This is a genomic window from Criibacterium bergeronii (assembly GCF_001693775.2).
Classification (GTDB): domain Bacteria; phylum Bacillota; class Clostridia; order Peptostreptococcales; family Filifactoraceae; genus Peptoanaerobacter; species Peptoanaerobacter bergeronii.
In genome coordinates this window covers 1-19,682 of the sequence record NZ_MBEW02000025.1, presented here as the reverse complement: position 1 = coordinate 19,682, position 19,682 = coordinate 1, and the positions used below count along the sequence as shown (strand labels likewise).

20 protein-coding genes and 1 pseudogene are annotated in these 19,682 nt (G+C 38.7%); 11 read left to right on the top strand and 10 right to left on the bottom strand.

The features are described from left to right. Positions 1–53: 53 nt before the first annotated feature. Positions 54–470, top strand: a complete 417-nt coding sequence (locus BBG48_RS09055; RefSeq protein WP_068914312.1) for a sigma factor-like helix-turn-helix DNA-binding protein — start codon at positions 54–56, stop codon at positions 468–470. Between the two features lie 38 nt (positions 471–508). Here BBG48_RS09055 and BBG48_RS09050 read toward each other — a convergent pair whose 3' ends face one another. Continuing rightward, entirely contained in the window at positions 509–1,840 is a 1,332-nt protein-coding gene (locus tag BBG48_RS09050; protein WP_068914311.1) for a relaxase/mobilization nuclease domain-containing protein, read from the bottom strand. Positions 1,841–1,842: 2 nt separating this feature from the next. Continuing rightward, positions 1,843–2,199 carry a plasmid mobilization protein gene (locus BBG48_RS09045; protein WP_055318217.1) on the bottom strand — a complete coding sequence of 119 codons (357 nt, stop codon included), beginning with the start codon at positions 2,197–2,199 and terminating at the stop codon, positions 1,843–1,845. Between the two features lie 297 nt (positions 2,200–2,496). Here BBG48_RS09045 and BBG48_RS09040 point away from each other — a divergent pair, with 297 nt between their 5' ends. The 10 genes from BBG48_RS09040 (at position 2,497) to BBG48_RS08990 (ending at position 13,573) form a co-directional block, all read left to right on the top strand. Beyond that, entirely contained in the window at positions 2,497–3,069 is a 573-nt protein-coding gene (locus tag BBG48_RS09040) for a TetR/AcrR family transcriptional regulator (protein WP_068914310.1), read from the top strand. A 103-nt stretch (positions 3,070–3,172) separates the two neighbouring features. Beyond that, entirely contained in the window at positions 3,173–4,912 is a 1,740-nt protein-coding gene (locus BBG48_RS09035; protein ID WP_068914309.1) for an ABC transporter ATP-binding protein, read from the top strand. Continuing rightward, positions 4,905–6,614 carry an ABC transporter ATP-binding protein gene (locus tag BBG48_RS09030; RefSeq protein ID WP_068914308.1) on the top strand — a complete coding sequence of 570 codons (1,710 nt, stop codon included), beginning with the start codon at positions 4,905–4,907 and terminating at the stop codon, positions 6,612–6,614. The genes BBG48_RS09035 and BBG48_RS09030 overlap by 8 nt, the downstream gene beginning before the upstream one ends. Positions 6,615–6,616: 2 nt before the next feature. Further along, positions 6,617–8,134, top strand: a complete 1,518-nt coding sequence (locus BBG48_RS09025) for an ABC transporter ATP-binding protein (RefSeq protein ID WP_068914307.1) — start codon at positions 6,617–6,619, stop codon at positions 8,132–8,134. Then, the gene (locus BBG48_RS09020; protein ID WP_068914306.1) at positions 8,124–8,828 is read left to right on the top strand and encodes an energy-coupling factor transporter transmembrane component T; all 705 of its coding nucleotides are present in this window, start codon (positions 8,124–8,126) and stop codon (positions 8,826–8,828) included. The genes BBG48_RS09025 and BBG48_RS09020 overlap by 11 nt, the downstream gene beginning before the upstream one ends. A gap of 10 nt (positions 8,829–8,838) precedes the next feature. Next, the gene (locus BBG48_RS09015) at positions 8,839–9,423 is read left to right on the top strand and encodes an MptD family putative ECF transporter S component (RefSeq protein WP_068914305.1); all 585 of its coding nucleotides are present in this window, start codon (positions 8,839–8,841) and stop codon (positions 9,421–9,423) included. 249 nt (positions 9,424–9,672) lie between these two features. Then, positions 9,673–10,083, top strand: a complete 411-nt coding sequence (locus BBG48_RS09005; protein ID WP_068914304.1) for a sigma-70 RNA polymerase sigma factor region 4 domain-containing protein — start codon at positions 9,673–9,675, stop codon at positions 10,081–10,083. 456 nt (positions 10,084–10,539) lie between these two features. After that, entirely contained in the window at positions 10,540–10,686 is a 147-nt protein-coding gene (locus BBG48_RS11175) for a hypothetical protein (RefSeq protein ID WP_001058404.1), read from the top strand. Between the two features lie 61 nt (positions 10,687–10,747). Then, a complete protein-coding gene (locus tag BBG48_RS08995) occupies positions 10,748–12,514 on the top strand; it encodes a recombinase family protein (protein ID WP_068914303.1) in 1,767 nt (588 codons plus the stop codon). A gap of 243 nt (positions 12,515–12,757) precedes the next feature. Next, a complete protein-coding gene (locus tag BBG48_RS08990; RefSeq protein ID WP_068914302.1) occupies positions 12,758–13,573 on the top strand; it encodes an NERD domain-containing protein in 816 nt (271 codons plus the stop codon). A 77-nt stretch (positions 13,574–13,650) separates the two neighbouring features. Here the strand turns inward: BBG48_RS08990 and BBG48_RS08985 are convergent, their stop codons facing one another. From BBG48_RS08985 to BBG48_RS08960, 8 genes and pseudogenes are all read right to left on the bottom strand, one after another. Then, on the bottom strand, positions 13,651–14,721 hold the full coding sequence (locus tag BBG48_RS08985) for a recombinase family protein (protein ID WP_094754517.1): 1,071 nt from the start codon (positions 14,719–14,721) through the stop codon (positions 13,651–13,653). Next, positions 14,678–14,902: a hypothetical protein gene (locus tag BBG48_RS10910; RefSeq protein ID WP_068914301.1), complete on the bottom strand. Its 225-nt coding sequence runs from the start codon at positions 14,900–14,902 to the stop codon at positions 14,678–14,680. Before BBG48_RS10910 ends, BBG48_RS08985 begins: the two co-directional genes overlap by 44 nt. A gap of 33 nt (positions 14,903–14,935) precedes the next feature. Beyond that, entirely contained in the window at positions 14,936–15,265 is a 330-nt protein-coding gene (locus tag BBG48_RS08980; RefSeq protein WP_068914300.1) for a hypothetical protein, read from the bottom strand. Between the two features lie 4 nt (positions 15,266–15,269). Beyond that, on the bottom strand, positions 15,270–15,692 hold the full coding sequence (locus tag BBG48_RS08975; protein ID WP_068914299.1) for a DUF7768 domain-containing protein: 423 nt from the start codon (positions 15,690–15,692) through the stop codon (positions 15,270–15,272). Between the two features lie 88 nt (positions 15,693–15,780). Beyond that, on the bottom strand, positions 15,781–16,650 hold the full coding sequence (locus BBG48_RS11495) for a DNA polymerase (protein WP_330410373.1): 870 nt from the start codon (positions 16,648–16,650) through the stop codon (positions 15,781–15,783). Beyond that, positions 16,647–17,633 (bottom strand): DNA polymerase family A protein, encoded by a 987-nt coding sequence (locus BBG48_RS11490; protein ID WP_330410372.1) that lies wholly within the window; start codon positions 17,631–17,633, stop codon positions 16,647–16,649. Before BBG48_RS11490 ends, BBG48_RS11495 begins: the two co-directional genes overlap by 4 nt. A 214-nt stretch (positions 17,634–17,847) precedes the next feature. Further along, the gene (locus tag BBG48_RS08965; protein WP_094754516.1) at positions 17,848–18,090 is read right to left on the bottom strand and encodes a hypothetical protein; all 243 of its coding nucleotides are present in this window, start codon (positions 18,088–18,090) and stop codon (positions 17,848–17,850) included. 78 nt (positions 18,091–18,168) lie between these two features. Continuing rightward, a pseudogene (locus BBG48_RS08960) lies at positions 18,169–19,682 on the bottom strand (ssDNA-binding protein); the annotation flags it as partial.

Below are 19,682 nucleotides of genomic sequence, written 5' to 3'. Positions count from 1 at the left end.
TTTTTTATTCTCAGAAAACCCAAAAAGAGAACTTAAAAAAGGAGGAACACACAATGGAGAAGAAAGAATATTACCTTTATGTCAAAGGAAAAGCCGTACCAGTAAATGAAGAAGTTTACAAAGCCTATTGGAAGATAACAGAGCATGAAAAATATCTTCAGAAAAAGGATTGGAAGAATAATGTAATTCCATTTTCAGCATTAGATCATGATGGACATTTTGTAGATAACATCATAGATGAAAAAATAGACTTGGGAAAAATCGTAGAAGTAAAAATACAAATCGAAGAACTGCATAAGGCATTAGCTACACTGACAAAAGAAGAAAGAGAGTTAATGGAAGCCATCTTTTACAGAGAAGAAAGTCTAAGGTCAATCAGCAGAAAAGAGAAAGTTACACATCAGGCAATCGGACAAAGGAGGGATAGAATTTTAGAAAAACTGAGAAAGATTTTAGAAGATAAAATCTAAAAATAAGATGAAAGGCTATATAAAAAGTATTTAGCCTTTCATCTCTCCATTTCATTGCCCATATAAATCCCATAATTTTTTCGTATCTTATAAAGCTCTTCCATAGTAGATTTTGAGGAAGAATACTCTTGCATAAGGGTATTCTTTTTTTCTTGTAATTTATCAAGCTCAGCTAAAATATCCTTTGAATTTGGGAACTTGGAATAGGATTGTTTAAGCACAGAGAGAGCATTTTCATATAGGGTAATCTGAGCTTTGTACTCTTCAAAAAATGCCTTGTCAGACGGATTAGCCTTATATTCTTTGTAGTATTGCATGTATTTTTTAACGGTATGAACTTGCTCCATAGTGGTGGAAAGCTTCTGCATTTCCTTATCAATAGCCTTGATTTTCTCTTGTATATTTTGCCTTTCATCGGCTGCTTTTTGGATGTAATTATCGAGCTGCTTAACGGATTTAACACCTTGTTCTCTAAGGAAGATAACAGATTCAGCCATTGTATTAAGGTTATGTTTGGTTGCCCAATATTTATAGCCTTTGCTTTCTTTTACTTTAACATTTGTGTTCATGTCAATAACATTGCCGATGCGTTTTTTGATGGCAGGAGTCTTGATAAACTCTCTTTCTGCAATTCGTTCTTTTAATCTTTCTTCGGTATAATCTTCTCCGATTGTTTTAGTCCTTGTAAATCTCGCCTTATCTTTTGGCTTAAAAGCAATGTGCTTACCGTATTTGATTTCATAGCCAAGATCAGCCATCTTCTTTAAAAATTCGTCCCAATCCTTAGACTGTTTAATCATTCTGTCAATGTCAAATTGAAGTCTACTTTTCCAAGAAGTACCACGCTTTGCCTGTTCATTCTCATACCAAGATTTACCGTTAATCTTGTATTTTTTCTTATAGCTTTCGTAAAACTCGTCAATAACAGATAGGCTATTTTCTTTGCACAGTTTATCACTCTGATAACGGATTTGGTGGTAGCTTTTCTTGTTAGACTGGTAGCACCTACCTGTTACCATATTTACATTATTGAAGATGATGTGATTGTGGATATGCCCCTTATCTACGTGAGTAGATAAGACAAATTCGTACTCATCTTTGAGTATCTTTTTACACAGCTCCATACCAATCTGGTGAGCCAATTCAGGGCTTGTTTCTCCCGGTAAAAATGATTGAATGAGATGTCTTGCAAGAACGGTTCCTTTTGTTCCTGCGTCATTTCGTGTCCTTAAAAACTGAGTGTGAGCAGTTGCTTCGTGGCATTTATGAGTGCTTACTAAAAGCTGCTCGTCTGTCTTATCTCCATTTACAATGTAGTCGATAGCAAGATTAAGAGTAGATTTTATTGGGTGTATTTTTGTAATAGCCATTATTATTCACCTTCCGTTTCAGATGTTCTTTTCAGAAGTAGTGAATGAATTTGCCACAGCTCTTTTGAGAAATGTTCAATCTCTTTTTTTATATCACTGACGTCCTCTTTGTAGATTACACCTGTCGAATTTACTCGCTTTGCAATCTGATTGATGTTGTTTGTTGCATTAGAAAGCAAGCCTTGTAAATCTCTGAAAGGCTCTAAATCCACTTGATAAATTTCCTTTTCCAAAACGCATTTGCGGATGAAATGGCTCATGTTTCTACACTTCGCAAGTCTTTTTTTCTCTTCAAAAAGAGCCTTTTCTTCTTCAGTTAGTTTAATTTCAAGTCTTTCGTTTCTTAATCTATTTGCCATAGTTAGTTCCTCCTTTGAATGTATTTCGGGGTCTTAGGGTTCTCCCTAACAAGCTAAAAATTGATAAAAAAAGAAGCAGATCCCCAAGGGCTGCTTCGTCAATTTTCCGTAAGTGTCCGTACACTTACTGTGCTTGCTACAAAAGAATGATTAGGGTAGCAAGCATTAAGCAAGTTTTGAATTTGTTATTAAATTATACCATAAGTACGCCATAATTTCCACATGTAACTTGACAAATATTGAATTTTAATTTATTATTAAATATATATTCAGTATTGGAATAGAAAGAGGTGTGCTATGGCACAAGTATTAAAAGAAGAAGTTAGAAATAGAATACTCGAAGCAGCAGAAAAAGTATTTTATAAAAAGGATTATAGAGGTGCCAAATTAACAGAAATTGCAAAAGAAGCAGATATTCCTGTGGCACTCATTTATACCTATTTCAAAAATAAGGAAGTTTTGTTTGATGCAGTAGTAAGTTCTGTTTATATAAACTTCGAGTCAGCCTTTAATGAGGAAGAATCTTTGGAAAAAGGTTCTGCTTCTGAAAGGTTCGATGAGGTTGGAGAAAACTATATTCATGAACTTTTAAAAGAGCGTAAGAAGTTAATTATTTTAATGGATAAAAGCTCAGGTACAAAGCATACAGAAGCAAAACAAAAACTCATATCGCAAATGCAAGTTCATATTGAAGTAAGTTTAAAAAGACAATCGAAACAGGAATATGATCCAATGCTTGCCCATATTTTAGCAAGTAACTTTACAGAGGGACTTCTTGAAATAGCAAGGCATTATCAAAGTGAAAAGTGGGCAAAAGATATGCTAAAACTTGTTGCAAGGTGTTATTACAAGGGAGTGGAATCTCTATAATCAGCACTAAAAAATAGACTTTGCGTAATCAGCAAAGTCTTACTTTAAACTTTAATACTGAATTAAAATTCAATATTATTCAATTTTGAAAGGAGAGTTGTTCATGCCGGAAAAAGAATTAAGAAAAAAAGTGATTGGGAAAAATGGCTTATCCAATTCACTTCTTGCTTTAAAAATAGTATTTGATTTGATACCACAAATCTTACTCGTATATTTGATTAGTTTTTTAATCACAAACAATATTAACGAAGGTAATTTAAAGTATATATTCTTGGGAATCTTTATATCGTTTGTATTAAAAGGAGTGTTTTATTATTTTGCAACAAAGGTTGCCCATGAGAAAGCATACGAAAAATTAACAGAACTTAGGTTAGATATTATCGGTCATCTAAAAAAACTAAGTTTGGGATTCTTTAAAGAACATAATACAGGAGAGCTTACCAACATTGTTCAACATGATGTAGAACAAGTGGAAGTATATCTTGCTCATGGTCTTCCTGAAATAATGTCAGTTACACTTCTACCTACCATTATTTTTGTAGCTATGATTTTTGTGGATTGGCGTCTTGCTCTTGGAATGATTGCCGGAGTTCCACTCATGTATTTGGTAAAAGTTCTTTCACAGAAAACAATGGATAAAAACTTTGCTATTTACTTTAACCATGAAAACAAGATGAGAGAAGAGCTAATGGAATATGTAAAAAATATTTCTGTTATTAAGGCTTTTGCTAAAGAAGAGGAGATTAGTGAAAGAACATTAAAAACCGCAAGAGAATATATTTACTGGGTTAAAAAGAGCATGGGGATGGTTACAATTCCAATGGGACTCATTGACATATTTATGGAAATTGGAGTAGTTATTGTCATGATTTTGGGAAGTATATTTCTTTACTATGGAAATATTACAACCCCTAATTTTATACTTGCCATTATTTTATCGTCTGCTTTTACTGCATCTATAAGTAAGACAGCTACATTGCAACATTTTTCTATTGTGTTTAAGGAAGCGCTAAAGGCGATTGGAAAAGTTTTAACAGTTCCACTTCCAAACAAAAAGACAGAACAAGGTTTAGAATTTGGAAACATAGAATTTAAAGATGTGAATTTTGCATACGGAAAAGATAGTTTTGAGATAAAAAATATCAATTTAACTTTTAAGAAAAATAGTTTGAATGCCTTTGTAGGAGCAAGTGGTTGTGGGAAAAGTACGGTATCTAATTTGCTTATGGGATTTTGGGATGCAGACGAAGGACAAATACTGATAAATGGAAAAGATATAAAAGAATATAGCCAAGAAAATATCTCAATGCTGATTGGCAGTGTGCAACAAGAAGTTATCCTTTTTGATTTAAGTATCTTTGAAAATATAGCAATCGGAAAACTAAATGCAACAAAAGAAGAAGTCATAGAGGCTGCTAAAAAAGCAAGATGCCATGATTTTATTTCAGCATTGCCAAATGGATATGAAACACGAGTAGGTGAAATGGGAGTTAAGTTATCTGGTGGAGAAAAACAAAGAATCTCCATAGCAAGAATGATACTGAAAAATGCACCGATTTTAATATTAGATGAAGCAATGGCAGCTGTTGATAGTGAAAATGAAAGACTAATCGGTGAAGCAATTGACGATTTAAGCAAAGATAAAACCATCATTACAATCGCTCATCATCTAAATACGATTAGAGATTCAGACCAAATTATTGTTATGGATAAGGGTGTTGTTCTTGATGCAGGAAGCCATGAAGAGTTGATGAAAAGATGTGAGTTCTATAAGGATATGGTTGAAGCACAGAACAAGGTAGATAGATGGAATTTGAAAGAGGTGGTAACAGAAAATGTTTAGAGAAATGTTAAAACTACTTACAAAAACCGGCAAGAGAGATTTGATTATATCAAGTGTATTCTTTGCCCTTTATGGACTAAGCTCCATAGCTATGATTGTGATCGTATTTTCTATACTGTTCCAAATATTCGATGGAACGAGCTTAGCAAGTCTATATAAATATTTTATTGCGATTGGATTACTCGTAGTGTTCAAAGGTATTTGTAATATGGTTGCAGATATGAAAAAGCATAGTGCAGGTTTTGATATTGTTCAGCAAATCAGAGAACGCATGATTATCAAACTAAAAAAATTCAGCTTAGGATTTTATACCAACGAAAGACTGGGCGAGATCAATACAATTTTACACAAAGATGTTGATAATATGTCCCTTGTTGTAGGACACATGTGGTCAAGAATGTTTGGTGATTTTTTGATAGGTGCGGTTGTATTTATTGGTCTTGCAAGTATTGATTTAAAACTTGCTATTCTAATGGCTGTATCTGTCCCGATTGCACTTATCTTTCTATATCTGACAATTAAGCAATCTGAAAGAATAGAGAATCAGAACAACTCAGCACTTCTTGATATGGTTAGCTTATTTGTTGAATATGTTAGAGGAATACCTGTACTAAAGAGTTTTTCAAACAATAAGAGCTTGGATAATGAGCTTATGAACAAGACAAAAAAGTTTGGAGAAACAAGCAAAGCAGCTTCAAGATTTAAGGCAAAACAGTTATCTATATTTGGTTTTTTACTGGATATTGGATATTTAGTTCTTTTAACCTCTGGAGCAATACTTGTTATAAAGGGAAATCTTGATGTACTTCATTTTATTATCTTTGCAGTAATTTCAAAAGAGTTTTATAAGCCATTCGCTTCTATGGAACAACACTATATGTACTATGTTTCGGCGGTAGATAGTTATGAGAGACTTTCAAGAATTTTATATGCAGATGTAATCCCGGATAAAGTGAATGGAATTGTTCCGAAAGACAATGATATAGCTTTTGAAAACATAGATTTTTCCTATGAAAAAGATGAATTTAAAATGGAAAACTTGAGTTTTTCTATTGCTGAAAAAACAATGACAGCCTTAGTTGGGGAATCAGGAAGTGGAAAGACTACGATAACCAACTTGCTTTTAAGATTTTATGATGTGCATAAAGGGAAAATTACACTCGGAGGAACTGATATAAGGGATATTCCTTATGATGAGCTTTTAGATCGCATTAGTATTGTCATGCAAAATGTTCAACTGTTTGATAACACGATTGAAGAAAATATCAGGGTAGGTAAAAAAGGAGCAACGGAAGAAGAAATCATTGAAGCTGCAAAGAAAGCAAAGATACATGATTTCATTATGAGTTTACCAAAAGGTTATGAAACTGATATTGGAGAAAATGGTGGGATTTTATCAGGTGGACAAAGACAAAGAATATCTATTGCAAGAGCTTTTCTAAAGGATGCACCTATTTTAATTCTTGATGAAATGACAAGTAATGTTGATCCTGTAAATGAATCTTTGATACAAGATGCCATTACAGAACTTGCAAAAAATAGAACTGTACTTGTAGTGGCTCATCATTTAAAGACAATTCAAAAAGCTGACCAAATTCTCGTGTTTCAAAAAGGCAATTTACTTGAAAAAGGAAAGCATGGGGAACTTCTTGATAAAAATGGTTACTACACAAAATTATGGAAAGCTCAGTACGAGGTATAATCATGATTCTGTTAAAAGATGTTTCTTATGAATGGGAAGATGGGCGAACTGCTTTAAAAAATATCAATCTTGAAATTAAAAAAGGTGAATTTGTTTTGATTTCAGGGAAAAGTGGAAGCGGTAAAAGTACTCTTGGAAGTGTAATGAATGGTCTTATTCCGCATTATTACAAAGGCAAAATGCAAGGAAAAGCCTTTGTGTCAGGAAAAGATATAAGCAAATTATTACTTCATGAAATAGGGCATATTGTAGGGACTGTATTTCAAGATCCAAGAAGTCAGTTTTTTACGACAACTACAGATGAAGAAATAGCTTTTGGTCTTCAAACGATTTGTAAATCAAGAAAGGAAATCAAACAGAGAGTAGAAGAAGTATATGCAGAACTGGATATTGAGGAACTGAAAGGAAAATCTGTTTTTGAATTATCAAGTGGACAGAAACAAAAGATAGCTATTGCAAGCATCTATGCGATGAATCCGAATGTTTTAATTTTAGATGAACCTTCAGCAAATTTGGATATGAAAGCAACATTTGATCTGTTTTTAATTTTGGAGAAATTAAAGAAAAACGGAACAACGGTTGTTCTAATTGAACATCGTTTGTACTATGTAAAATCTTTATTTGACCGTTTTCTTTTGGTGAAAGATGGAGAAATTGCACAGGACTTGAGTCGGGAAGAAGTTATTCATCTTGAAGGGGAGTTTTGGGATGAGAATGGACTAAGAACTCTTGAATTAGAAGAATACAGGATAAGTGAGAAGAAAGATTCATATCAATTAAAGGATGAAAGTATCAGTGGGAAAGACTTGAAATTTTGCTATTCGAATGTAGCTAAGAATGGAAAGAAGCAAAAACATTACATTTTAAATCATCTTGATTTCAATATGGAGTGTGGAAAAGCTATTGGTCTTATCGGCTTAAATGGTACTGGGAAAACTACCTTTGCAAGAGTGCTTTCAGGACTTGAGAAGATAAAAGAGGGGACAATATGGGTGGGAAAAGATAAGTCGCTTAATCACAAAGATTTAATGGATATGTCATATTTTGTCTTTCAAGATTCAGACTATCAGTTGTTTTCGGAAAGTGTACTTGATGAAATGCTACTTGGTATTTCAAATAAAGATAAAAAAGAAAATATTCAAAAGGCAAAGTCTATTTTGAATGTTCTTGGCTTAGATAAATATATAGACAAGCATCCGTTTGCTTTATCAAGAGGAGAAAAACAAAGACTGACAATAGCTTGTGGAATGATGAAACAGGCAAAAGTTTTCATCTATGATGAACCAACATCAGGTTGTGATAAAGACTCAATGCTTTCAGTCGCAAAACTGATTGAAGAACAATTAAAAAAAGGGATGACAGTTTTGGTAATAAGTCATGATTTTGAGTTTTTAGCAAACACAGTGAGTAAGCTCTGGGTAATGGGAGATGGAAAAATAGAAAGTGTTTTGAATATGAGTGAAAGTAATAAATTTCTCATATTGGACAAGATGAGAGGAGGTAGAGAACTTGATGGATAGAAAAACAGTTGATCCGAGAATAAAACTTACTCTACTTCCAATTGTTGGATTTACGAGCTTTTTTATAAGCGATACAATTCTACTTTTCGGACTGATTGTCTTTGCCTTTTTTCTATATGTATATAGCAGTATGTGGAAAAGAGCATTACGCTTTATTTTGTTTTTTGTGCTTTTATACTGCACAGAGTTATGGCTTGGAAAGTTTTGTGAAGCAAGTATCGTATTTGCAATATATATGTTTATTTACTTTGCATCAAGGATGACCTTAATTGCTATGTTTGGTGGATATATAACAAAGACTACAAGTGTAAGTGAAATGCTTGAAGCATTAAATAGAATGAAAGTACCAAGAAGCATTGGTATACCTTTTAGTGTTTTGCTTAGGTTTGTACCAACTATAAAAATAGAACTCAAGGCATTAAAAGAGAATATGAAGATTCGAGGAATCGTAACAAGTAGATTTTTCCCGTTGCTACATCCAATTAAATATATTGAATATACGCTTGTTCCGCTTTTAATGAGAATGATTAAGATTTCAGATGAACTGTCAGCTTCAGCACTCATTAGAGGACTTGATAGTGATGAGAACAGGGTTACATTAACAAAATTGAGGTTTAGATGGGCGGATTTGTTGATTGGACTATTAGGAGCTTTGATGATTGCTCTTGTGATAGTAATACAGAAAATTTATTAGGAGGAGTTTTATGAAAAACAAATTAAATGGTCGTGATTTTATTACAATCGGAATCTTTAATGCAATTGGAATTGTCATATACATGGCGGTTGCATTTGCTATGGCAACAACAGTGATTGGAGGATTTATTGCGTCAGGAGTTAGCTTTATGGTAGCTGCTACAGTTTATATCCTTATGGCTTTGAAAGTTAAAAAGAAGGGCGTATTTACAATATCAGGAACGCTTCTTGGTTTAATTGCATTGTCAGGAGGACATTTGCCTCATGCAGTCTTTGCTGTAATCGGTGGAATTATATGTGATTTGATTATAGGAAATTATGAGAGCAAGGGACGAATGATTATTGGATATGGGACATTTGCATTAGCAGATTTTTTAGGGACAGTAATTCCTGTAATTTTATTCGGAACAGCTTCTTTTGTGGAAAGAGCGTCAAAATGGAAAATGAGCGAAGCACAAATAAATGAAGCATTATCTTATTTCAATGTTTCGTGGGCAGTAGGCTTTGGTTTGACAACTTTTGTTCTTGCTTGCATAGGAGCATTCGTTGCAACAAAGATACTCAAAAAGCATTTTGAAAAAGCAGGAGTGATTTAATCAATTTTTATTTGTGAGGGAAAAATGGATTAAATAATGGAGGTAATTGCTATGTATTATTTATGGTCTGTTATTCATATAGAAAAAAACAATAGACCTTTTTGATACTGGTAATTATCATAAAAAATCAAATTTAAAGTATAGAGAAAGAGCAAATTTCTTTCATTTCGGAGGACTTCTTATGCCCATGTGCAGGAGTCCTCCTTTTTTGTCTAAAAACGCAGACAAAAAAGAAATGGAGGAAATAAAATGCCAAAAGAATATTACCTTTATGTCAATGGGCAAAAGGTCAAAGTCAGCGAGCAGATATATAAAGTCTACTGGCGAGAAAGAGAACACGAGAAGTATTTAGAGCAGGTGGACAGGAAAAACCACTTGCTCTTTTTTTCATCATTGGATCATGACGGACATTTTGTAGATAATATTGTTGATGAAAGTGTTGATGTAGAAAAGATTATGGAAACACAGATGATGATTGAAACAGTCAGAAATGCTATATCAAGGCTCAATGCAGAAGAAAGAGATATTATTGAACGCTTGTATTTCAATGATGAAACGGTTCGCTCAGTGGCAAAGCTCAAAAGTATTACACATCCGGCTTTAATCAAAAGAAGAAACAAAATTCTTGAAAAGCTGAAAAAATTCATCGAAGAACTTTAGAAGTTCGGTAACCAAAGGGGTCAAATTTTCCTTATGTAAAGTGAAGGGGAGTTTGACCTCCTTTACTTTCTTGAGTAAGAGATAGCCTGCTTATGGCAAATAGGAAAATGTAAAGAAAACAATCCCTTTCAAATATTGATCTTTGACAACTGAATAGACCAAGGTAGGACTTTATCTACTTGTGGAGGATTATGACTTACGCCATGACCTTTCTGCTGAAAGTTTTCGGTTTTATGAATACTGGTTAGCCAAGGATATAAGAAAGCGAGCGATAAATAAGAATACATAAAAAACAGATGTGGCAATCTGTTCTGTGATACAAGTAGTGATAATGATACTTCAATAGTTTAAGCCGGCTCGTCTTAATAAGGGGCGGAGGTGAGATTCCTATGTTGCTGCCAAGCACCTACCAATGTCAAAAAACTTAAAAATGAATTTTAACAAGGAGGGTTTCGAATGAATAACGAATTACTAAAATATAGCCTCCAATTATCTATGCTATCTATTTTGCTTTCCAAACATTTACTAAATGATATTGAATACAGGAAGATAAAGTTAAAACTGATGAAAAAGTACAACATTTCAACAGAATTATATTTATAATGTTTTGCAAGTGTGGTATAATGAAACTGCATAGAAAGATACAAAAAAGGAGGCGGATGCAGTGAAGAAAGATGTAAAAGTTATTAAAGGTGATACCACACTAAAAAGAACTGCATCAGGCTGTGTTGAACGCTCAATAAAGAGAGTGGCAGCTTATTGCAGAGTTAGTACGGATACCGAAGATCAGATTAACAGCTATAATTCTCAGGTAGAACACTACACAGAATTTATACAGAAGAATAACGAGTGGACTCTTGCCGGAATATATGCTGACGAAGCGATAACAGGAACACAGGTTGATCGAAGAATTGACTTTCAAAGGTTGATAAATGACTGTATAAATGGCGATATAGATATGATAATTACAAAGTCTATATCAAGATTTGCGAGAAATACATTAGATACCTTGAAGTATGTAAGAAAGCTGAAAGAATTTAATGTTGCAGTCTTTTTTGAAGAAGAAAACATAAACACCTTAACAATGGACGGTGAGTTGCTTTTAACAATTTTAAGTTCAGTTGCTCAACAGGAAGTAGAGAACATTTCAGCCAATGTCAAAAAAGGTTTGAGAATGAAGATGGAAAGAGGAGAAATGGTCGGCTTTCAAGGGTGTTTAGGCTATGACTATGATCCGGAAACTAAAAGCATTTCTATCAATGAAAAAGAAGCTGAGATTGTAAGATATATTTTCAGAAGATACATTGAAGGTGTTGGCGGTATGGTAATTTCCAGAGAACTGGAAGAACAAGGATATTTATCGCCAAGAGGAAATAAAAGATGGACTGAAACAACTGTTTTAGGAATCATAAAAAACGAAAAATATAAAGGGGATCTTATGATGGGAAAGACCTATACGGTTGATCCTATTTCAAAGAGAAGATTGGACAATTATGGAGAACAGGATAAGTTTTATATAGAAAACCATCACGAGCCAATCATTTCAGAAGAAGTTTTTGAAAAAGCTCAAGGTATTAGATTGAGAAGGTCAAAAAACAGAAATACTGTTGCCAATAATGGTGGTAAAAGAGAAAAGTATTCAAGAAAATATGCTTTTAGCAGTATGCTTGAATGTGGATTTTGCGGTCATAATCTTTCAAGAAGAAATTGGCATTCAAGTTCAGAATATACAAAAGTTATATGGCAGTGTGTCAATGCTACTAAAAACGGAAAGAAGTATTGTCCGCATAGCAAAGGAATTGAGGAAGAAGCTATTGAAAAAGCATTTATGGAAAGCTACCGTCAGGTATGCCATAATAATGTGGAAATTACCAATGAATTCCTTAAAACTGTGGAAGAAGAATTGAAAGACAACAGTTTAGCTAAAGATCTGAAGAAGATTACAAATCAACTTGATAAGGTACTAAAAAAAGAGAAGGATCTTGTTGAGTTAAGGCTGAATGAGTCAATCAGCATGGATATATATCAGGACAAGTATAATGAAATAGCTATTAGTAAAGAGAAACTACTTGCAGAAAAGAGGACTTTAGAGGTAACACTTACCGATGAAAAAGCATTGAAGAAAAGGCTTGAGGGATTTAAAAAAATACTTGAGTCCAATAAATACCTTGAGAAATTTGATAGAGCTGTATTTGAAAGTATAGTAGATAAAATCATCATTGGGGGAACTAACGATGAAGGAGAAATTGATCCTGCAATGATTACTATCATATATAAGACTGGTAAAAAAGACTCTCAGGACGGAAGGTTATTTAAGAGTAGAAGAAAAAATGCAAAGGAAGTTAATGAGGAAACTGACAACAAATTGTATCCTCAATCAAGCGACGAGGTTAATAATTTGTGTTCCTATCCTATGGACAACACATGTTGAGAGTGTCGTATTGATGTCAAGGGTCGGAGTGGAATAAGCTCGAAAGTCCTTGATTTCAGGCATCTTCGAGAGGAACGAGTGGACAATCGTTCTGCGGTAACTTATCCACGTCGGCTTGGAGAAAAAAGTGTGAGGGTTGAGTTGCCGAGATAGATGTCATTAAGAGGAGTTAGTGAGTTAGATGTCAGGGGTATTGAGTGTTCGAGATAGATGTCAGAAAGGAATATGGCGTAGGAGGAGCAAATGGCTAAGGGCTTTATAGACTTGATTCTTGATCAAATATTCGATGACGAATGGAAAGGAAAATACGGAGAAAAGCTCACGGAAAGAGAATTGAAACTTGTCCGGCTGTTTGGGAGAAAAGGTAAAATTTTACGAAATGTATATTTGCCGAAGGACAATGGCGAAACATCGGAACTTGATGTGGTTTTTATAACACAAAAAGGGATATTCATCTTTGAGAGTAAGAACTATTCCGGTTGGATATTTGGTGATGAAAAGAGTAAGAACTGGACTTCTATGTTACCAAACAAACAAAATAGTCAGTTTTATAATCCAATAATGCAGAATAAAACTCATTTGAAATGGATGAAACAGTTCGTAGGTGAAGAGGTTCCTTTATTTTCAATAATCGTATTTTCTGAACGGTGTGAATTAAAGAAAGTTACAGTATATTCAGAGGATGTCAAAGTGATTAAGAGAGATCGAACATATGCAACGGTCAGAGACATATGGGATAAAAGCCCAGATGCCATATCCGATAATAAGATTGATGAGCTGTATGGCAAATTAAAAGAGCTTACTCATGTGGATGAAGCAGTTAAGGCGGCTCACATAGAGAACATCGAGAAGAAATATAAAAAAGACGACATATCTGTCAGTTTTGCAAAAGAAGAAAAAACAGTTGAAACTCAGATTGAAGAAACCAATGATGAATTACTATGTCCGAAGTGTGGGAGCAAACTCATACTCAGAACAGCGAAAAAGGGCGATAATGCCGGTAATAAATTCTACGGATGCAGCAGTTTTCCGAAATGCCGATATATTAAGAATTTGTGAGCCTAATTATTTGCTATTGTTATACAGATAGAGCAAGTCACCTATATGGTCAATAACCATTAGGGCGACTTACTTTTTTATGCTTCGATTTTGATTGCGAGGCCGGACTTAAATTCCACAGTGAAGTGGTCGGCAAAAACCGTGATCTTCTCGATGAGCTTTTTGACCAGTGCCTCATCGAACTCTGTGATGTCGGTTTTCTGCCCGACGATAAAGTCCTGCAGCTCCTTGATCCGGTTCAGGGCTTCTTCCCTGTGGTGGCTGTCGACCTTGAACTGTTCCTTCTGGTCGCGGAGCCGGAAAATCTCATCGGCGATGGCGTCGTAGTCCTGCTTGTTGTTAGCTTTCTTGATGAGCTCCTTTTGCAGCTCCGAAAGCCTGTCCTGAATGCCGTCTGGTGAGAGGGTATCGGTGCTGACCACGGCCTTGGCGATATTCGCCTGCAGCTGCTTCAGAAAAGCCTTGCGCTCGGTCAAAATCTTATTGATGGCCTTGATCGTAATCTCCTGTAGCAGGAGCTCGTTGACCGTTCGGTTCTCGCAGGGCACTTCTGCATGCGTGATTTCCAAGCGGCTGATGCAGCGCCAGACGATCGATTTGCAGCCGTGGTTGTTCCAGTGGACTCTCCGGTAAAGCTCACCGCATTCGCCGCAGACAATGATCTGTGCGAAACAGTGATTGCAGGAGTAGGTACGTTTCCTGCCGGATGAGCTTTTATGTACTACCCGGCGGCGGACAAGTTCTTCCTGTACCTGCATGAACAGCTCTTTCGGAATAATTGCTTCGTGGTCATCCTCGACATAGTATTGAGGAACCGTGCCGTTGTTCTTGATGCGCTTCTTCGTCAGTAAGTCCGTGGTGTAGGTCTTTTGCAGCAGTGCGTCGCCCATGTACTTCTCGTTTCGAAGAATCTTGTTGATGGTGCTGGTGTGCCACATCATTTTGCCTGCGCCGGTGAGAATACCATCTGCCATAAGGCCTTTGGCGATTTTATCCATGCTGGAGCCTTCGAGGTATTCCCGGTAGATGCGTTTTACGATTTCTGCCTGCTCCGGGTCGATGACGAGGTTACCGTTTTCGTCTTTGGTGTAGCCGAGAAAGCGGTTATGGTTGATCTGAACCTTTCCCAGCTCCGTCCGGCAGGTCATCGACACGCGGGTTGACGCTGATATATACATTGGTGTCTTTACCGAGCTCCACGACCTTGCGGTACATCCCCTTCGCGTCGGTCGTGCGATAGCGGTAGTTTTTCTTTTCAGGAAGGGCGGTAATGACGATAGTGCCGTCAGCGCATCTGCTGAAAATATCATAGGATTCTCTATCGTTCATGGCACACCCTCCCTGCGTTTGAGGTATATTTCATCAGTCGTACACCTCCTGCGATTCCTCTTCGAGCACCTTTACGATGAACTTCAGTGCCCGGATCATGGTCTCCAGCTCACAGTCGCCGCCGAGGGTGACCTCAAAGCCGTCGCATCCCCATTTAGAAACAATGGGTTTCACTTCCATATCCGTGCAGCCTTCATCCTTGATGCGGAAATAGGTGCGGCTGCCATGGCCGGAGTCGCCTCCCTGATAGCCATTGGTACTGGCCTCGACCTGCAGGATATTGCAGCTCACCACGTCGCGGGTATAGGTTGTAATTTCGGTGCCGTTTTCCAGCTTTCTGCGTCTTTCTGTTACTTCATACATAGCGTTAAACCTCCTGACATTCTTCTGTGAAATAGTGCAAGCGGTAGTCCTTCCACTTGGCGCGTTTGATTTCTGCTTCCATTCCGGACGAGATGCGGCTGCCGAATACCCAGACCTCCGCGCACTTGTTCATGAGGGCATTCCCGAAGAACAGTCCCAGCTCACGTTCTGCCGGGTCATCGTCATCAAGGAACTGCGGAAACAGCAGGTGTGGTGCGATGGGGATATATCCCTTGTCTACGGCAAAGCGGCTGTAGCGTCTGGAAGCAGCTACATTGTCTTCCACATCTCCGGAAAACGGAGAGCAGATGTAGACGATAGGTCGGAAGGCACGAAGGGACTGCTTTTCATTTGCAGCAATCTGGGATAGCGCTTCTGCGGCAGTCGGGTCAGGATAGCACTCGCTGTTTCGATAATCGTTACTCAAACCTTGAGTCCTCCTTTCCGGGCAGACTTAAAAGGCGTCCACCTCCAATTTCCACTGGAGATAAACGCCTGATTTGAGCGGACGATTTTTAATCTTTTTTGTAGAAGGGTGTAACGTAGCCGTCGGCGCGGAGCCTCATGTATTTTGTCCACGGAGGTGTCCTACCCATCTTTTCACAGAGAGCGTCAAGGGACATGCGCGGGTCGGCCTCGATGACCAGCTCGTCGTGAATATGCATGACGATGGAGCAGCAGCGCAGGGTTTTCATGGCATAGCAAAGAATGTCACGGGAGGTCGCCTGCACGATGTTTTCCGCAAATTTCGGGCCGTATGAGTCAAGCCGTTCCCATTTCTTTGTGGCTCCGACTCCTTCATAGGTAATACACTCGCCGCCAAATTTATTAGTGCCGACCTTCGGATTCACATAGGCAAGGTTCCTGCCGGAGGGCAGCGTGATAAAGAGCATCCTGGAGCGACAGGAGAAGGTAAGCCCGTAGCAGGAGCTTGTCTGCTTATATTTGACAGCCTGCATGACTGCACGGTCGACGTCCCACCAGAATTTCACGATATGCGGATTCGTTTGCCGCCAAGCTTGCACCAGCGGAGGAAGCTCATTTTCGGTTAAGCCCATCTCTATAGCTCCCATCGCCTTGAGTGCGCCGACCGAGCCGCCGTAGCCGAGAGCCAATTCTGCGATTTTGCCTTTCTGACGGAGGTGGCCGTTTACGCCATGCTTCTCAACCGGTACCTTAAACATCTGAGAGGCAGAGGCACAGTAAATATCGCCGCCGTCCTCGAAAACCTTCTGTCGCCATGTCTCACCGGCATACCAAGCGATGGCTCTGGCCTCAATCGCGCTGAAGTCGGAAACATAAAACTGCATACCATCTTTCGGAATGAAGGCCGTGCGGATCAGCTGCGAGAGCGTGTCCGGGACATCTTCATATAGAAGTTTCACGCATCGAAGTCGCAGGATTTTACAAGGGCGCGGGCATCGGCCAGATACTCCAGATGATTTTGCGGGAGGTTTTGTAATTGGATAAGCCTTCCTACCCAGCGACCTGTGCGGTTGGCTCCATAAAACATGAACATACCGCTAGCCCTGTCGTCATCACAGACTACACGTTCCATCGTCTGATATTTCTTGACGGAGGATTTGACAAGCTGCTGGCGAAGCTCCAGTACATTTTGCAATTCGGGAGGCGCTGTTTTGATGAGTTCTGCCACGACCTTTTTGCCGAGGCTGTCGGTTTCGAGGCCGTTGTCGGAGAGCCACTGTTTCATTTGCTGGACACTGTTCGGATTATCAAGATCGGTGATATCCTTCATGGCAGCAGTCAGTTCTTTGCGGGAGTGGGTATCCATCTCGATGGCTTTCTTCACCAGATCCATATCAAGCCGAACGCCACGGTCGTTGATTTCCTGATCGATGTGATATTCCTCCCAGACCGAATCCGGCACCGGGTAATTGGTAAGCCTCTGCTGGATCGCCATTTCGACCTCGACGTCCCGTTTATTATATACCTTAAAAACAGACCACTTTTCCGGATCGTCGGAGGACAGGTTACAGGTGCGGCCACCATTGGATTTGGTAGGAGCGCAGGGCACGGAGAAATATTTGATGAGCGCCTTGCCCTCGTCCATCTTCTGATCGTCGAGTTTTAATACTGCGCCGACACCTTTTAAGGACAGAGGCAGTCCCAGCGTAGCCGCCCAGACCATAGAGCAGCGCCAGCTTTCTGGATTCAGGAACCGGGCGCACTCCTGCGAGAGCGGGTGGTTATCGTTGAAGGGGTCAAGGCTGATGCCATGGTCTGAAAGATAGCGAGACAGGCAGACCCGTTCAAATTCGACATTAAATCCCCACTTGATAACAGAATCGTCCGTCAAGGCAGACAGGACATCTTCCGGTATCTGTTCTCCTTGAGCCAGATCCACCACATGGACTTTGCCGCCATCAACTGCATAACCGAACAGCAGAATCTCGAAATTTGGAGACTCCGCGTACTTATATAAGCCCTATTTGGCAAGGTCGATATCGCTGTATGTTTCGAGATCGATGGACAGCTTTTGTATTTTCTCTTGATTCATAGTATTTTCGCCTCAATTCAAACAAGCGGCAGAGAATGTATCCCTGCCGCCTGCCGTTTCTGATTTACTCCAAGGACTTCATGTGCTTCTCGTGGTACTCGCGTTCATGGTCGGCCTGTTCCTTTTCTCGCTGCATGCGTTCCTCATGGTACTTGAGGTCGCGGGCGGCAGATTCCTCCTCGCGGTTCTCACGCTTGCGGTCGTTGATAAAGCTCTGGATGTACGAGATCAGGAACACGATGCTGAATACCAGCCAGATGGCGATCAGCGCGGTCAGTAGGATTGTCTGTAAGGTAGTCACTGTCATGACCGCACCTCCTTAGTCCAGAAAATCTTCATCGTCGTCAGTAGCAAAGTCGGACTCAGCGCTTGCCTTGCCGCCGAGAGGCTCACCGTCGCGGATCTTCTGCAGGTTGTTGAGCCCGCAGGCGATTCCCTTGTTTCCAGAGCTGTTGAAAGCATAAAAGGTTATGCTGGCTCTGCCGTACACGCCGCTGTACACTTCGGAGCGGGTGAGAATCGGATTCAGGTCTGCGTCCACGATGCCGGGAGCAGAGGTGGCGTTGGCATTGACGAAGTAGGCATTCTTGTAGGCCTCGTCATCCGGACGCTCTGCATCAGCAGGACGCCAAGGCACATCGAGATCATGCAAAGCAATCAGCTTGTTTTGCACATTCGTTCCGGCTCCCATCTTCTGCGTAGAACCCATTAAGATACGAACTTTGCCTTTTCTTACCTTTGCAAAGAGTTCATCTTTTTGCTTATCGGAATTCGCTTCATGGATAAAGGCGATTTCTTCTTTCGGTATTCCCATAGATACGAGCTTTTCTCTAATATCATCATAGATGTTAAATTCTCCATCTCCTTTTGGAGTAGACATATCGGAAAAAAGTAGCTGTGTTGACCTGTTTTCTTTTGTCTTATCCCAAATAGCAAATACATTTTTCACGCATACATTGACCTTGCTATCAGGATTATCAGGAAGCAGAGGATTGATTAAACGCTGATCTAAGGCAAGTTTCTTGCCGTCATTGGTAATTTTAAGCATATTATCTTCATCAGGCTCTACAACCCTATTTCTGACATCATCTGCTCTTTTAGAAAGGCTCTTTAGGATTTCCTTTTGTTCTTCAGAAGGCTCTGTCTTAATAACCTCATAGTTAGCTTCAGGTGTAGGAAGGTTAAGCATATCCGCAGTCTGAATATCTGCAACTTCCTTAAACATACTCATAAGCTCAGGCAAGTTATAGAACTTTGAAAATCTCGTCTTTACCCTGTATCCTGTTCCTTCCGGAGACAATTCAAATGAGCTTTGCGTTTCTCCAAAAGTGGAAGCCCATGAGTCAAAATGCTCCAGTCCGTTCTTTTTAAGACTTTCATACTGAAGATACCTTTGCATAGTATAAAGCTCGGTCATTGAGTTACTTACAGGTGTTCCTGTTGCAAAAACCACGCCTTTGCCGCCTGTCATTTCATCCATGTAGCGGCATTTCATAAACATATCGGAGGACTTAAAGGCTTCTGACTGCCCGATACCTGCAACATTTCTCATTTTGGTATAGAGATAAAGGTTCTTAAAGCCATGTGCCTCGTCAACAAAGAGCTTATCAACTCCTAATTCCTCAAAGGTAATCACATCATCTTTCTTAAAATCATCATTTAATTTCTCAAGCCTTGTTTCCAGTTTTTTCTTTGTCTTTTCAAGCTGTTTTACTGTAAAGTTCTGATTTCTATCATGCTTGTATTCTTCTACATAGTTTACAATTTCATCAATCTGATCTTGGATGTGTTTCTCCTGATATTCCTTACTCATAGGGATTTTTTCAAACTGTGTATGCCCGATTACAACCGCATCATATTCCCCTGTGGCAATCTTGCCGATAAATCTCTTTCTGTTTT